Below are 14,993 nucleotides of genomic sequence, written 5' to 3' on the forward strand. Positions count from 1 at the left end.
TCTCCCTGAAATGTGGGTTTCTATTGGGGTCTCGATATTCAACTTACCCGAGGTGCGGGCGTCGATCTGTCAGTGGAAGAAGTGGCGGGCTCCCGTGAAGTACATGGTGATCCCGGCCGCGTTCGCCGCGGCGACGACTTCCTCGTCCCGCACGGAACCGCCGGGCTGCACCACGGCGCGGACCCCGGCGTCGATCAGGATCTGCAGGCCGTCCGCGAACGGGAAGAAAGCGTCCGAGGCGGCAACAGCACCGCGGGCCCGCTCCGGAGCACCGGCGCCCTCGACGTTGGCTGCTCCGCCGGCCGCGTCAGCGCCGCCGTCGACGGCCACGCCCAGGGTGTTGGCCCGCTCCACGGCCAGCTTGCACGAATCCAGCCGGTTGACCTGCCCCATGCCGATACCGACGGCTGCGCCGTCATGGGCCAGCAGGATTGCGTTGGACTTGGCCGCCCGCACGGACTTCCAGGCGAAGGCAAGGTCGGCGAGGGTCGCGTCGTCCGCGGCCGGGCCGGCCGCGAGCGTCCAGTTCTCCGGGCTGTCGCCGTCGGCCTCCAGGGTGTCCGAAACCTGGACCAGGACGCCGCCGGAGACCTGGCGGATCTCGGCGGGGTCGCGCCGGTAGCCCTCCGGCAGGGTCAGCAGCCGGATGTTCTTCTTCCGGGACAGGATCTCCACGGCCTCCGGCTCGAAGTCCGGCGCGATGACGACCTCGGTGAAGATGTCCTTGACGGTGTTGGCCATGACGGCGGTCACCGTGCGGTTGGCGGCAATCACGCCGCCGAACGCGGACACCGGATCGCAGGCGTGGGCCTTGGCATGCGCATCGGCGATCGGGTCCTCGGCGCCCGGCGTCGCCACCGCCACGCCGCAGGGGTTGGCATGCTTGATGATCGCCACCGCGGGGTCGGCGTGGTCGAAGGCGGCGCGCAGCGCGGCGTCCGCGTCGACGAAGTTGTTGTAGCTCATCGGCTTACCGTGCAGCTGGTCCGCCTGCGCGATACCCGGGGTCGCACCGTGCTCGACGTAGAGCGCGGCCGCCTGGTGCGGGTTCTCGCCGTAACGCAGCACCTCGGAACGCTCCAGCGCCATGCCGGCGTACGGCGGCCAGGCCTTGCCTTCGTCGGTGCCGTCGCCGAACTGCGCCGCGGTCCAGCTGGCGACCGCATTGTCGTACGCAGCGGTGTGGGCAAACGCGGAAGCCGCCAGCCGCCGTCGTGCGTTCAGGTCAAAGCCGCCCTCCGCAGCAGCGGTGACAACCTCCGAGTACCGCGAGGGGTCAACCACGACGGCGACACTCGGGTGGTTCTTGGCCGCGGCGCGGACCATCGACGGCCCGCCGATGTCGATCTGCTCGACGACCTCGTCCTCGCCGGCACCGGACTTCACGGTGTCCACGAACGGGTAGAGGTTCACGACCACGAGGTCGAAGGCCTCGACGCCGAGTTCCTTCAGCTGGGCCACGTGGTCGTCGCGGCGGCGGTCCGCCAGGATGCCGGCATGAACGCGCGGGTGCAGCGTCTTCACCCGACCGTCGAGGCACTCCTGGAAGCCGGTCACCTCCGAAACCTCGGTGACGGGCACACCCGACTCGGCGATCCGTTTGGCCGTGGAACCGGTGGACACGATGCTCACGCCGGCTTTATGCAGACCTTGAGCGAGTTCCTCCAGCCCTGTCTTGTCGTAGACCGAGATCAGGGCCCGGTGGATGGGAACACGGTCAAGCTGCTTCAAGCTCACGCAAACTCCAAAGGTTCTTCGGTAGGGGTTGCGTCCCAGTCTAGTTCACGCGCCCGGCCGCGCCGTGACTGTGAAGCCGGGCAGCCCCGAGGGTCCGCGGAAGTAGGACTACTCCGCCGTGGGCGCGCTGGGGGCGGAAGCGGCGGTTGGAGCCGAAGCCGGAGAGACGGGGCTTGGGGCCGAAGCCGGCGAGACCGGTGTGGGTGCGGACACCGGGGACGGGGCCGATTGCGCCGATACCGGGCTCGGAGCTGAATGGGCGGTCGGTGCGGACATCGCCGTCTCGACCGGCTGGATGGACAGGTCGACGCTGGCCGGGGACACCTTTGCCTCCGCCCGACTGGTCGCACCCATGACGGCCGCCCGGTCGATGATGCTGCTGCCCAGGTCCTGCTGCTCCTCCGGCGCGCTTGCGGCAGCCGCTGCCCCCGCGCCGAGCGCCAGTACTGAGAGCGAACCGGTGGCGGTCCAGAAACTACGCTTATGCATGATGTCGAGCCTTCCTCGGGTGTGCGATGTCCAACTGCACGAAAGTCTGCCCGGGGAAAGTGAGACAATAAGGAGGGCCAAATGAGAGCCCTCTCATCAAGCAAAAGGCCTAGCCACGGGCGCGTAGAACCTGGCGTTCCGTTCCACCTCCCCCGGAAGGCACCATGACCGAAACCCAGCGGCTTCCCACCGGCGACCAGATCGTGCAGGAACTGCCGTGGCGCTGGAAGGTCCAGGGCAAGATCTTCATCATCGGCGGCCTCGGCTTCATGTTCGACGCCTGGGACGTGACCCTCAACGGCGTGCTCATCCCGCTGCTGTCGGACCACTGGGACCTTCAGCCCTCGCAGGCCGCCTGGATCGGCACGGCCAACCTGATCGGCATGGCCCTCGGCGCCTTCATCTGGGGCTCCGTTGCCGACCTCATCGGCAGGAAAGTCGCCTTCACCGCCACACTGCTGGTCTTCTCGATCTTCACCGTCTGCGGCGCGTTCGCCCCCGATATCGTCTGGTTCTGCATCTTCCGCTTCATTGCCGGCTTCGGGCTCGGCGGCTGCGTCCCCGTGGACTACGCCCTCGTCGGCGAATTCACCCCGCGGCGCCAACGCGGACGGGTCCTGACGGCCATGGACGGCTGGTGGCCGGTGGGAGCGGCGCTCTGCGGCTTCGTCTCGGCCGCCATCATGGCGACTTTCGCGGACTGGCGGTACACCATGCTCATCATGGTCTTGCCCGCCCTGCTCGTCTTCTGGGTCCGGCGCTCCGTTCCGGAATCGCCGCTGTACCTGATCAGCAAGGGCCGCGGCGAGGAAGCCCGCCGCATCATCGACGAACTCGTCCGCAAGACCGGCGGCACGGCGACCAACTGGCGGCTGCCGGACCCGGCCGCAGCGCCCAGGCTGTCCGTCGGCAATGTCGCCGACCAGCTGCGCGCCATCTGGCGCTTCGACTGGAAAATTACGACGGCGGCATGGGCCTTGTTCTTTTCCATCCTCCTCGTCTACTACCTGGCACTGACATGGATGCCCCGCATCCTGATCGAATCCGGCTTCGCCGAAGTCAGAGCGTTCATCACCACCGCGGGCATGGCCGCAGTAGGCCTGCTCGGCGTGATCGTCGCCGCCTACTTGGTCGAAAAGACCGGCCGCAAGTGGATCCTCGCCATCACTGGTCCGCTGTCCGCGCTCACGCTGGTCATCGTCGCCCTGAGCGTAGACGTGCCGGCTGCGGTCGTTACCTGGCTGCTGGTCTACGGCTTCATAGTCCAAATCGCCATCCCGGTTCTCTACGCCTACGTCTCTGAGCTCTACCCCACCGAACTCCGAGGCTCCGGCTTCGGCTGGGCCTCCACGTTCTCCCGCGTCGGCGCCGGCTTCGGACCGCTCATCTTCGTCTCCGTCATGTGGCCCTACCTTGGCCTCGCGACGTCCTTTGCCATCGCCGCCGCCTTGGTCATCATCTCCGTCCTATGGATGGCCAAGTTCGCACCCGAAACCAAAGGCGCCCAACTCCACTGATCAGCATCCGGCCCCATTCGGATTCTCCAAACAGTTGTCCGCGTAGTTGTTGACGACCGACCGCCATACGCTGATCGTGACAGGGGCAGCCGTGAATGTGCCAGTACCAGGAATCGGTATAGCCGGGCCTCCATTCACGCTGTACGTACCGCTGAACGTCGTTGTCAACGAGACGGCATAGTCCCCGGTAGATTCATAGACGTGACTGGTTGGAGTGACCTCGCCCCAACGTTCGCGTGGCAAGGGGCCGCCTGGCGTCGCTAGTGATACAGGGGCTGAGCCATCTCCATAGTCCCACCGGTATTCTTTCGGCGTCGCCTCGATCTTGATGTCTTGTCCAAGCAACCCAATCTCCATGGTTTGGGAATCGACCGAAGCGTAGACGTTCGTGTTCGCGCCAATGAGGGTATGAGGGCTTGGTTCCGTCGATATTGAACCCGCATCAATTGGAAGATTCCTAAACTCCGTCAATATGCGGTCAGCGATGTCGTCTAGCACGTCTTCCGGGTTGCTCGAGTAGACACAGCCGTAGTCTGGATGCGCTGACCAGTCTGGCATGCCGAGTGAAGCACTCCGCCAAAACCACTGAACGGGTGACCCGTCGTCTCCAGCATCACAGGCTGGCAATGTTGGCAAACACGCAATTTCTATATCGTCGCCATCTAAACAGGCAACCTCAAATCGATACTGAGCATCAGAAATACCGGGCACTGATGGAAGTTTGCCCCAAAAGTCTGTGCCAGGAAGCGGAACATACCCGCCGACCTTCACTCCTGTCTCATCCCACAGGGGTGTTGGTTCCGACGCCTTCGCTACGAACGGAATAAAAATGCTCACTAGGCCCGAAGCAAGAACTGCCCCGAAACGGTGCACCTTAAGGTCCTTTGATGACGCCAACATCTTGAGCTGTCCATTCGCCCTTTTCATATCTCGCCATGAATAAATCCAGGGTCAGACCGCCGGGTGCATCGGTAGAATGCTTCTCCCCATCTACATAATGAGTTGCTCCCATGCGCTTCAATTGCACTGGCAACTGATAAATACCGTTTGAGTCTGCGGCGAAGTTTGTACTTATCTGTTGAATCTGAACTTCGCCACCTATTGTCCAAGTACTGCTTTCCTGAGCTTCCAGACCCTTGTAGACCATCTGGCAACGTTCACAGTCGCCGCTCGTTATCGCTTTCAAGGGCGCCGCATCCCCTGACTCGTACGCATAATTCAATAAGGCATACCAATGACGGGCAAAGGCCTCTAACCCAGCATGGGTCTTTTCCTTGGCTTCCTTCGGCATCTTGGGGAGGGGCACGTTTTCGGCGGGCCCGTCGGCGGAGGCGGGCTTGTAGCTCGGCGTTGCGGCCGGCGTCGGAGTGGGAGTCTGCGCCGCGGCCGAGGTTGCTGGAGATGCCGTGGGGTCCGGTTGGCCTTCGGCGTCCCCGCCACAGGCTGTGAGCGCGAGCGCTGCCGCGGCCAGCAGGGCGCTGGCGGCGAGGCGGGCACGCTGGCGTGCGTGGGTGAGGAACATGTGGCTCGGACCCCCGTTGGTCGGCTGATGAGGCGGTGTTGCCGCCAGTGTAGTCAGACGTTTAAGCGGGCGTGAACCTTATCCACAGGCCTTCGGGGTCCCGGAGCCAAAATAATTCGGGGGGCGGCGCCGTCGCCTCAGCCGATGCTGGTGCCGAGGGCGGCGAGGGTCTGGACGAGGAGCCTGCGCTCTTCGATTTTGATGCGCTCGTGGAGGGTCTCCTCGGTGTCGCCCTCAAGGACGGGCACTGCGGCTTGGGCCAGGATGGGTCCGGTGTCGACGCCGGAGTCGACGAGATGGACCGTGACGCCGGTGACCTTGACGCCGTGGGCCAGGGCATCGCGGACGCCGTGTGCCCCGGGGAAGGACGGGAGCAGGGCGGGGTGGGTGTTGACCAGACGCCCGTCGAAGGCGGCCACAAACTCGGCGTCGAGGATCCGCATGAAGCCTGCAAGGAGGACGAGGTCGGGGGCGTACTCCATGATGCGGGACTGCAGGGCGCGGTTCCATTCTGCCCGGCTGGCAGAGTCCCCGGGGGCCGCGGTGAAGGTCGCGATGCCCGCCTTCTCTGCCCGCTCGAGTCCGAGGCACCCCGGCACGTCCGATCCGACGGCGAGGATCTCGGCGTCGAGTTCTCCACCGTTGACTGCATCGATGACGGCTTGGAGATTGGTGCCGGAACCGGAGACGAGTACCACTATGCGCATGCGGTCAACTTTATGCTCCGGGCTCGCCTAGGCTTAAACCCATGCAACAGCAGACGCGGCCGAGGCCGACCGATGAACAGCTCAAGACGTCCAGCCTCTATCTGCGGATTGTCCTGCTGCTCATGCTGGCCACCTTGCTGGCGTCCTCGCTCCCGTTGCCGTGGAAGGCTGCGGCCGCAGCAATCGCCCTGGTCACGGCGGTCGTCTCGATCGTGGGTCTCGTCAAGGTCGTCCGCGCGGGCCTTCCGGGAACGTTCCGGATCACGTTCGTGCTGGGCCTGATCGCCGCGGGCTTCTTCCTGCTCACCAGCCTGGCGCAGATCGTGTTCTGGCCGGTAACCGCCGATTTCGAAGCCTGCACCCGCGCTGCGGTCACGCAGTCGGCGCAAGAGGCCTGCACGAAGGATTATTCGGACCGGCTGATGCAGTACAACAACCTGTTCAACCCGCAGGACTGAAGCGGTTACTTCTTCTTCGCGTCGGCTTTCGCGCGGCGTGGTTCGCGTTCCAGCCACGGCCCCAGGGCATGGCCAATAACGACGCCGAGCGCGACTTCCCCGGCGATCCATAGTCCGGCCCACAGCGGGTGCGGGCCGAGGTCCACCAGCCGGCCGACGCCGAGCGAGCCGCGCGTGATCCAGAGCAGGCCTGCGGCCGCGGCGCCGGCCACGAGGCCGATGAGCAGCCCGAGCACCACGGTGGACGCCGACGCGGTGAACCAGCGGGAGCTCATCTTGATGGACAGCCACTCGTCGAGGTGGTTCTCCCCCTCGCGCAGGAACCACCAGCCGGCCAGGACCCCGGCCAGCACGGGCAGGGCCAGCGCCACCAGCCCGTAGGTGAGTTCTCCGGTCGGCAAAGCGCCGAGCAGCGGGAATGCCGGCATCGGCCCCACGGTGGTGGCCATCGGCGTGACGGAACTGCCCGTCCCGACGGCAAAACCGGCGCCGCTGGCCCAGGCGAGGGTCCAGCCGACGAAGTTCGGCAGGAGGCCCAGTTGCGCCACGGTCAGCACGGCACCGCCGACGATCCCCGGGCTCAGCTCCTGGTAGATCTCGAGAATGTCGGCCCAGTGCAAGGCAATGTCCGCAGCCAGCAAAGCCGCGGAGAGGCAGACGGCCGCGGTCGTCGCGAGCAGCCCGGCGCGGATGGCGGCCCAGACGTAGGACCCTGCCCAGCGCGAATGCTGGCTGGTCTTGGCCACCCATGCGGCCGCGTCCACGCCGATCAGCCGGCCCCAGGACTTGGCCTCGCGGTAGGCCCCGACGATCAGCCCGGCGCCCGCGGGAAGGAGCGGAATCAGGGCGCCGGCGGTGAGCGAGATGCGAACCTCGTCGGTCTGCACCAGGTAGGCCGTGGCACCGCCGACGAAGGCGTAGATGCCGAGCGCGCCGAGGAACGCCTGCCAGAGCTGGTCCGTGTAGGACGCGCGGGCCAGCCGCCTCCCCGCGCGCCAGCACAGGAAGAACGGCAGGAGCGAGAGCCCCAGCGGAATCAGCGAGAGCGTGCCGTGCTGCGTGTCGGCCGAGCTGGCGCCCATTATGATCTCCAGCTGAAGCGGTACTCCGTGGATCAGCAGCCACGCCTGGCCACCGAGCCGGGCCAGCGATTCAAAGCTGCGGTCCTCGAACCCGTCGGCGAACCAGACGCCAACCAGCGGCAGCAGCACCACGATCGCGGAGAGCAGCGCGCTTTGGAACAGTTCAAAGGCACCCTGGAGCCAAAGGGGCATGGGCAGCCCGTTCTGGCCGCCCGGTCGCCATGTCAGTTTCATTGCTTCCATGGTGCCAGTTCCGGACGCCGCCGCCGCTCAGCGACGCGGGCCGGAGCGCATTCCGGCAGCGCAGCTAAGGCTGGAGCACCACCTTGATGCAGCCGTCCTCCTTCTTCTGGAAGATCTCGTACATCTCCGGCGCGCGGTCCAAGGGCACGCGATGGGTGACCAGATCGGACAAAGCCAGCGGATCGGCGTCGTCCTCCACCAAGGGAAGCAGGTCGCTGATCCAGCGCCGCACGTTGCACTGTCCCATGCGCAGCTGGATCTGCTTGTCGAACATCTTCAGCATCGGCATCGGGTCCGCTTCGCCGCCGTAGACGCCGGACAGGGACACCGTGCCGCCGCGGCGCACGGCGTCGATGGCGGTGTGCAGCGCGGCCAGCCGGTCCACGCCCGCGTGGCTCATCGCCAGCTTCGCCACCGGGTGCGGCAGGATCCCGACGGCGGCCTGGGCCGCGGCGGCCACGGGCGAGCCGTGCGACTCCATGCCGACCGCGTCGATCACCGCGTCCGGGCCGCGGCCCGAGGTCACCTCGCGCAGGTCGTCCGCGCAGTTCTTGTTCCAGTCCAGCGTGGCGATCCCGTGCCGTTCCGCCATCGCCCGGCGCTCCGGAATGCGCTCGACTGCGATCACCCGGTAACCGAGGTGGCGGCCGATCCGGCTCGCCAGCTGCCCGACCGGCCCCAGCCCGAACACCGCCAGCGTGCCGCCCTCGGGTACATCCGCATAGTCGACCGCCTGCCATGCCGTGGGCAGGATGTCGGACAGGAACAGGTAGCGTTCGTCCGGAATCCCGGTATCGCCGACCTTGATCGGACCGTAGTTCGCAAAGGGCACGCGCAGATATTCCGCCTGCCCGCCGGGCACCGAACCGTAGAGCTCGGTGTAGCCGAACAGCGCGGCACCCGATCCGCTCTCGCGGACCTGCGTGGTTTCGCACTGCGACTGCAGGCCGAGGTTGCACATGAAGCAGTCGCCGCAGGCAATGTTGAACGGGACCACCACCTTGTCGCCGCGCTTGATGTTCGTGACGGCGCTGCCCACCTCTTCCACGATTCCCATCGGCTCGTGCCCGAGGATGTCGCCGCGGTTCAGGTAGGGCCCCATGAGCTCATACAGATGCAGGTCCGAGCCGCAGATCGCCGTCGAGGTGATCCGGATGATCGCGTCGGTCGGCTCCTGGATCGCGGGGTCCGGGACCTCTTCGACGCGTAGCTGCCGCTTACCTTGCCAGGTCAGTGCTTTCATGCCCAGGAGCTCCTGTCGCTGATCCGCGGGCCGCGCCGGGCCCCTTACTGGCGGGTTTTGTCCCCACGGTACGCGTCCGGCTGAAGCCGGGCTAGGGGAACGTACGACGCCGGTGCCTCCTCTTTTCCGCCCGTCCCGATCAATGCGCGACGGGTTCCGCGGCCGCCGGCAGGATGTTCTGGTTGCCGTGGAAGACGTTCTCCGGATCGTAGTTCCGCTTGGTCTGCGCCAGCCGGGCGTAGTTCTCTTCGCCGAAGGCCGCCCTGATCCGGTCCTGCCCTTCGTTGCCGATGAAGTTCAGGTAGACCCCGCCCGATGTGAAGGCGGCAATGTCCCGGCGGAAGCCCTTCGCCCAGCCGATGGCGTCCTCGGTCCTGGCCGGATCCTGCCACAGGGTAAAGGGGTGTGTGACCCAGGTGGCGTCCCTGCGGGCCATCGGGGTCAGGACGGCGTCTGCCTTCGCTACGGCTCCTCCCCACGGAACCAGCAGCAGTTGGGAGGACTCATGCGGGAGCCGCCGCCCGTAGTCGAGGAAGATATCGACGGCGTCGTCGGGAAAATCGTCATGGTAGTCCGCGCTCCAGTAGTTCAGCTGACCGGGCTGGTCGTCCAGCATGCACTGGAAGTCGGCGTACGGACGCGGAGCGATGATGTCGACCGCCGGAGCCAGCCCCCGAAGGGGACGCATCGACTGCTCGGCTTCCGCCGGATCGCCGGCGTACACGGCCACGGCCCCCAGCGCCGGCTTGCCCTGGAGGCCCGCCGGCACGAACTCCTCGGGCGGCGCGACCAGGCAGGCCAGCGCCCCGCCGAGTCCCGCTGGCGCCGTGGGCAGGTAGTCGCGGCATGCCAGTGCCGCCTCCCGGGCGGCATCGATGGGCCAGAGCAGAAGGCCGCAGAGCAACTCCTGCCCCACATCATGCAGCCTGAACGTGAACGATGTGGCAACGCCGAAGTTTCCGCCGCCGCCGTGCAGCGCCCAGAACAGCTCCCGATTCTCGTCGGCGCTTGCCGTCATTTCCTCGCCGCTTGCGGTCACGAGGTCAACCGAGACCAGGTTGTCGCAGGCCAGCCCCCAGGAACGCTCCAGCCAGCCGGACCCGCCGCCGAGGGTGAATCCGGAGACGCCCGTGGTCGAGACCCTGCCACCCGTGGTCGCAAGCCCGTGCCGCTGGCCCGCCCTGTCGAATTCGCCCCAGGTCACGCCTCCGCCGACCGTGGCAGTACGGGATTGAGGGTCGAAGGAAATCTGCTTCATCGGCCGCACGTCGATGACCAGTCCGCCGTCGTTAAGGGACATCCCGGCGACCGAGTGCCCTCCGGAACGCACCGCGACTTCCAAGTGGTTCTCGCGGGCGTACATCAGCGCCGACCGCACGTCCCCGGCGGTGGCGCACTGGGCGATGACCGCTGGTCTGCGGTCGATCATCGCGTTGAAGACTGTTCTGGCCTCGTCATAGTCGCTGTCGCCAGGCCGGACCCATTTCATGGCAGTGCTCCTTGGGATACTGCTGGGCCACCCCGCTTCATGATACGCACGGCGGCCGGGGCCGGCCAGCACCAAATTTGAGCCTTGCACTGCGTTATCGGAGGCATAAAAAGCAGCAGGAATTGGAAAGGGCGGCTGGTTTCCCTAAAAGAAAACCAGCCGCCCTATCAGGCGGATGCACCTCTCCGGCAAATCAACGCAAACGTCATTGTCCGCGGAAGGCAACGGAGATCCTCCGCCCGCTTTATTGCCCGGGCCGCAGTTTCCAAAGGCGGCTGTAGCCCGGCTCCCAAACTAGCGGGCGTCCTTGCGGCGCTTCGGAAGGAACTCCTCGGTGGCCGCCTTGGCACGCTTCTCGGCGCGCTTTTCCTTAACGGATTTTCCCTGTTTTTTATTATTCGCACCGCGTGGGGATTTATCTGACATTCCAGCTCCTTCAAGCAGAAACACAATCGGTAAATCCACACCATACCCGATAAAAAAATAAAAGCCAGCGACTTAAAGAATGCGCACGCCAAAAGGTTTCGGAGATGCGGCGCTACGCGTTCAGGTCCAGCATGCCCTTGACCATCGCCGCGGCGGCACCGACGAACGCGATCACGATGACGCCGGTCCTGGCATGGTGGTCCTTGATGTGCCGCATGAGCTTCTCCCCCGCCCAGATCCCGGCGACGATCATGCCGGCGAGCGCGACCCACATCCACCACTGCAGCTGCGGGACATCGTTGGGATCAAGCCAGGTCCGCACGCCCACGGTGGCCAGGCAGAGCAGCAGGAAATAGGGCTGCAGAGTGGCGGCGAATTCGCGCTGCGGCCAGCGCGCCAGGACCGCGTAGGCGCTGACCGTGGGGCCGCCGACCCCGGCCAGCGCGTTGGTCAGGCCGGAGCCCAGCCCGGCGAGCGCCTTGGGCGGGTTGCCGCTGACCGTGACCGAGGCCCGGTTCAGGAGGACGGACAGAGCCAGCGCGGCGATCACCACCGCCCCGACGGCGATGACCAGCGGGGCCGCCGGCAGGTTGACCGCCAGCACCGATCCGCCCACCGTGCCGACCAGCGCGGGAACGCTCAGCCAGCGGAACATGCTCCAGTCGATCCGGGACCACACGCGGGGAACAATCAGCCCGCAGGAGACGACGCTGCAGATGTTGATCATCATGATGCCGGTGTGGGCTCCCAGCAGCATGACGAGGACCGGGGAAAGCAGCAGCGCGAAACCCACGCCGGCGATCCGCTGGGCCACCGAGCCCACGAAGATCGCCACCAGAATCACGCCGAGCAGTCCAATAGTCACCGGTCCACCTTAGACGCCTCGCGCCGGACCGCCGTCTCCGCAGCGCGACGCGGCGTGCCTGCACCGGCGAGCCACCGCCGTCGTCAGGCTTTGGCTTGGTGTTCACCGCCCCGTCACGTCCCGCTCCCCCGCCGTCCCACCGCGGCGTCCACGCTGGCTGCGTGAGGATAGCCATTGTTGCTGAATCGTTCCTGCCGCATATGAACGGCGTCACCCATTCGCTCCTCCAAGTGATCGCGCATCTGCGCCGCCGCGGAGACGATGCCCTGATCATCGCGCCGGCCTCCTCGTGGCTCGACGACGAGGCGCCCGCCGAGGTCCAGGGCTACCCGGTCCACCGCCTGCCGTCCATCCCGCTGCACGGCTACCCGAATGTCCGCGTTGCCGCCGGGACCGTCGCCCGGATCCGGCGCATCCTCGCCGATTTCGCCCCCGACGTGGTGCATGTGGCCTCGCCCTTCGTGCTCGGCTGGCGTGCGGTGCAGGCGGCGCACCAGCTGGGCCTGCCCGCCGTCTCCATCTACCAGACCGAGGTGCCCGCGTACGCGGCCCGCTACGGGGCTCCCTGGCTCGAGCAGTTGCTGTGGCAGCACGTGCAGAACATCCACGAGCTCTCCACCGTCACGCTGGCCCCGTCGAGCTTCGCGATGAACCAGCTGCATGCGCATTCGGTGCCGCGGGTGCACCTGTGGCGGCGGGGCGTGGACAGCCTGCGCTTCAATCCGGAGAAGTACGACGCCGGGTGGCGGGCTTCCGTGGCGCCGAACGGTGAGCGGATCATCGGGTTCGTGGGCCGCCTCGCCGCCGAGAAGCAGGTCGAGGACCTGGCCGTGCTGTCGGACATTCCGGGCACGCGGCTGGTCATCGTTGGCTCGGGCCCGCTGAAGGACACGCTGCGGCAGAAGCTCCCGGGGGCCTACTTCGCGGGGTTCCAGGGCGGCGAAGACCTGGCACGGATGGTGTCGAGCTTCGACCTGTTCGTCCATCCGGGCGAGTCCGAGACGTTCTGCCAGACAATCCAGGAGGCGCAGGCCGCCGGTGTTGCCGTGGTTGCCGTGGGCCGGGGCGGGCCGCTGGACCTGGTGAACCCCTCGCGCACGGGCTGGCTGTACACGCCGGGCCGGCTCGATGAGCTGCGCGGCTACGTCACGGACCTGGTGGGCGACGACATCAAGCGCCGCGCCTTCGGCCGGGCCGCGCGGGAGGCCGTGCGCGGCCGGACCTGGCCGGTGCTCTGCGAGCAGCTGGTGGGCTACTACGCGAAGGCCATCGAGGTGAAGCGGCGCACGCTCAACCTGGAGGCGCGGACCTACCTCGGCTGAGCCGCGCTTCCCCACCGACACCCTGCCCCTGCCGCCCTTCCCCCTGCCGTTGAGTGCGCAGCAGATGCCCGTTTCGCGTGGAAAAGGGGCATCTGCTGCGCACTCGTTGGGGCAGGTGTGAGGGGCCTCGGGGAAGCAGGCTGCTCAGTAGCTGGCGGGGGTGCCGGCGGGGGCGTCGTGGGGTGCTTGGATGAACGTGGCCGCGAGGGCCTCCGTGCCGCGGGCCAGCAGGGCGACGTCCGCACCGACGTTGACGAAGTCGGCCCCGGCGTCGATGTAGCGGCGCGCGGAAGCTTCGACGAAGGCGTTGACCCCCACGAACTTGCCGGCGGCCTTGACCTCGCGGATGCTCTGCAGCACGGCCTCGACCACATCCGGGTGCTCCTGCTGCCCGAGGACGCCCATCGAGGCGGCCAGGTCGGAAGGACCGATGAAGACGCCGTCGACACCGTCAACCCCGGCGATGGCCGCGGCGTTCTGCACGGCCTCCGCCGCTTCGATCTGCACGATCAGCGTCAGGGTGTCACCCGCCCGGTTCAGGTAGTCCGGAATCCGGTTCCAGCGCGCGGAGCGGGCGAGCGCCGAGCCGACGCCGCGGATGCCGCGGGGCGGATAGTGCATGGCGGCGACGGCGGCCTCGGCCTGCTCGGCGTTGTTGACCATGGGAACGATCAGGGTCTGGGCGCCGAGGTCCAGGTACTGCTTGATCAGCACCGCGTCATTGAACGGCACCCGCACCACGGAAAGGCACGGGTAGCCCGCGACCGCGCGCAGCTGGGCCAGGATCGACTCCAGGCCCATGGGCCCGTGCTCGCCGTCGATCAGCAGGTAGTCCAGCCCGGAGCCGGCGCAGATCTCCGCGACGCCCGCATCGCCGGAGCAGACGAACATGCCGGCGACAGTGCGGTCGGTGGAGCGGATGAGATCCTTGAAGGACGGCGCGGCTTCTACTCGAAACGGCATGTGATGGTTCCCAGCTTTCCGTAGTCGGCGAAGACGGTGTCACCCTCGTAGACCCACATGGGCCGGGTGAAGGAACCGGCGAGGATGGTTTCGCCGGCCTTGAGGTGGTCGCCGTGGGGCGCGATCTTGTTGGCCAGCCAGTAGACGCCGGCGGCCGGGTGGTTCAGCACACCGGCGGCGACGCCGGTTTCCTCCACCGTCTGGTTCTTGTAGAGGATGGCGGAGATCCAGCGCAGGTCCACGTCCTGCGGCCGGACCGGGTTCCCGCCGATGACCATCGCGCCCATGGCCGCGTTGTCCGAGATGGTGTCGACGATGGTGCGTCCCTCCATCTCGATCCGCGAGTCGAGGATCTCCAGCGCCGGGACGACGTACTCGGTCGCGTTGAGCACGTCGAAGATCGTCGCGTTGGGCCCCTTGACGTCGCGGTTCAGCACGAAGGCCAGCTCCACTTCGATGCGCGGGTGCGTGTACTGGTCCCACTTCACCGTGCAGCCGTTTTCGAGGATCATGTCGTCGAAGATGATGCCGTAGTCGGGCTCGGAGATGCCGGTGGCGTACTGCATGGCCTTGGACGTCAGTCCGATCTTGCGCCCGGCCAGCTTCCGGCCGTTGGCCTCGCTGCGCTCCCGCCAAAGGTTCTGCACCGCGTAGGAATCCTCCACGGTCATCTCCGGGTAGCGCGCCGTCAGCCGCGGCACCGGCTGGCGGTTCCGGCCGGCGTCCACGAGTTCGTCGGCAATTTTTTCAATGGTCGTCTGATCAAGCACGCGACAGGCTCCAGTTCGAGAATCTTCGGCTGCGGGCAGCACCGGCGGCAGTCCTGCCCGTGCTGTTGGACCGGCCCTGGCGGCTCCGCCGGCCGGTCCAGCACCCATAGTACGGTTCCCCCGGGCCGAATGAGACTTCGGTTACAGCCCGCCGCGCTTG

General features: G+C 66.8%; 15 protein-coding genes. 3 read left to right on the forward strand and 12 right to left on the reverse strand.

Annotation, left to right across the window (positions count from 1 at the left end; genetic code table 11):
- Window positions 1–69 precede the first annotated feature (69 nt).
- Window positions 70–1,737: a bifunctional phosphoribosylaminoimidazolecarboxamide formyltransferase/IMP cyclohydrolase gene (gene purH, locus AHIS1636_RS00830; protein ID WP_264793904.1), complete on the reverse strand. Its 1,668-nt coding sequence runs from the start codon at window positions 1,735–1,737 to the stop codon at window positions 70–72.
- 108 nt (window positions 1,738–1,845) lie between these two features.
- Window positions 1,846–2,226: a hypothetical protein gene (locus AHIS1636_RS00835; RefSeq protein WP_264793905.1), complete on the reverse strand. Its 381-nt coding sequence runs from the start codon at window positions 2,224–2,226 to the stop codon at window positions 1,846–1,848.
- 164 nt (window positions 2,227–2,390) lie between these two features.
- Between AHIS1636_RS00835 and AHIS1636_RS00840 the strand changes: the two genes are divergently transcribed.
- Window positions 2,391–3,743 (forward strand): MFS transporter, encoded by a 1,353-nt coding sequence (locus tag AHIS1636_RS00840; RefSeq protein ID WP_264793906.1) that lies wholly within the window; start codon window positions 2,391–2,393, stop codon window positions 3,741–3,743.
- Here the strand turns inward: AHIS1636_RS00840 and AHIS1636_RS20400 are convergent, their stop codons facing one another.
- The 3 genes from AHIS1636_RS20400 to purN form a co-directional block, all read right to left on the reverse strand.
- Window positions 3,744–4,670 carry a PKD domain-containing protein gene (locus tag AHIS1636_RS20400; protein ID WP_373875762.1) on the reverse strand — a complete coding sequence of 309 codons (927 nt, stop codon included), beginning with the start codon at window positions 4,668–4,670 and terminating at the stop codon, window positions 3,744–3,746.
- Complete coding sequence (locus AHIS1636_RS00845; RefSeq protein WP_264793907.1) at window positions 4,618–5,265, reverse strand: DUF6318 family protein; 648 nt, start codon at window positions 5,263–5,265, stop codon at window positions 4,618–4,620. Before AHIS1636_RS00845 ends, AHIS1636_RS20400 begins: the two co-directional genes overlap by 53 nt.
- Before the next feature lie 137 nt (window positions 5,266–5,402).
- Window positions 5,403–5,972 (reverse strand): phosphoribosylglycinamide formyltransferase, encoded by a 570-nt coding sequence (gene purN, locus AHIS1636_RS00850; protein ID WP_264793908.1) that lies wholly within the window; start codon window positions 5,970–5,972, stop codon window positions 5,403–5,405.
- A gap of 41 nt (window positions 5,973–6,013) precedes the next feature.
- On the opposite strand from purN, the gene AHIS1636_RS00855 reads away from it, so the two are divergent.
- On the forward strand, window positions 6,014–6,430 hold the full coding sequence (locus tag AHIS1636_RS00855; RefSeq protein WP_264793909.1) for a hypothetical protein: 417 nt from the start codon (window positions 6,014–6,016) through the stop codon (window positions 6,428–6,430).
- Window positions 6,431–6,435: 5 nt separating this feature from the next.
- Here the strand turns inward: AHIS1636_RS00855 and AHIS1636_RS00860 are convergent, their stop codons facing one another.
- The 5 genes from AHIS1636_RS00860 to AHIS1636_RS00880 form a co-directional block, all read right to left on the reverse strand.
- Entirely contained in the window at window positions 6,436–7,746 is a 1,311-nt protein-coding gene (locus tag AHIS1636_RS00860; RefSeq protein ID WP_264793910.1) for a cell division protein PerM, read from the reverse strand.
- Between the two features lie 73 nt (window positions 7,747–7,819).
- Window positions 7,820–8,998, reverse strand: a complete 1,179-nt coding sequence (locus AHIS1636_RS00865) for a zinc-dependent alcohol dehydrogenase (protein WP_264793911.1) — start codon at window positions 8,996–8,998, stop codon at window positions 7,820–7,822.
- Between the two features lie 139 nt (window positions 8,999–9,137).
- On the reverse strand, window positions 9,138–10,487 hold the full coding sequence (locus AHIS1636_RS00870) for an FAD-binding oxidoreductase (RefSeq protein WP_264793912.1): 1,350 nt from the start codon (window positions 10,485–10,487) through the stop codon (window positions 9,138–9,140).
- A 294-nt stretch (window positions 10,488–10,781) separates the two neighbouring features.
- Window positions 10,782–10,913: a hypothetical protein gene (locus tag AHIS1636_RS00875; RefSeq protein WP_264793913.1), complete on the reverse strand. Its 132-nt coding sequence runs from the start codon at window positions 10,911–10,913 to the stop codon at window positions 10,782–10,784.
- 112 nt (window positions 10,914–11,025) lie between these two features.
- Entirely contained in the window at window positions 11,026–11,778 is a 753-nt protein-coding gene (locus tag AHIS1636_RS00880) for a sulfite exporter TauE/SafE family protein (RefSeq protein ID WP_264793914.1), read from the reverse strand.
- A gap of 161 nt (window positions 11,779–11,939) precedes the next feature.
- On the opposite strand from AHIS1636_RS00880, the gene AHIS1636_RS00885 reads away from it, so the two are divergent.
- Entirely contained in the window at window positions 11,940–13,100 is a 1,161-nt protein-coding gene (locus tag AHIS1636_RS00885) for a glycosyltransferase family 4 protein (RefSeq protein WP_264793915.1), read from the forward strand.
- A 144-nt stretch (window positions 13,101–13,244) separates the two neighbouring features.
- On the opposite strand, the gene AHIS1636_RS00890 is transcribed toward AHIS1636_RS00885, so the two are convergent.
- Both AHIS1636_RS00890 and hpaH read right to left on the reverse strand, forming a co-directional pair.
- Window positions 13,245–14,063, reverse strand: coding sequence for an aldolase/citrate lyase family protein (locus tag AHIS1636_RS00890; RefSeq protein WP_264793916.1), 819 nt, complete (start codon window positions 14,061–14,063; stop codon window positions 13,245–13,247).
- Entirely contained in the window at window positions 14,048–14,833 is a 786-nt protein-coding gene (gene hpaH, locus AHIS1636_RS00895; protein ID WP_262103729.1) for a 2-oxo-hept-4-ene-1,7-dioate hydratase, read from the reverse strand. The genes AHIS1636_RS00890 and hpaH overlap by 16 nt, the downstream gene beginning before the upstream one ends.
- Window positions 14,834–14,993 lie beyond the last annotated feature (160 nt).

Origin of the sequence: Arthrobacter mangrovi (assembly GCF_026011795.1) — a bacterium.
Classification (GTDB): domain Bacteria; phylum Actinomycetota; class Actinomycetes; order Actinomycetales; family Micrococcaceae; genus Crystallibacter; species Crystallibacter mangrovi.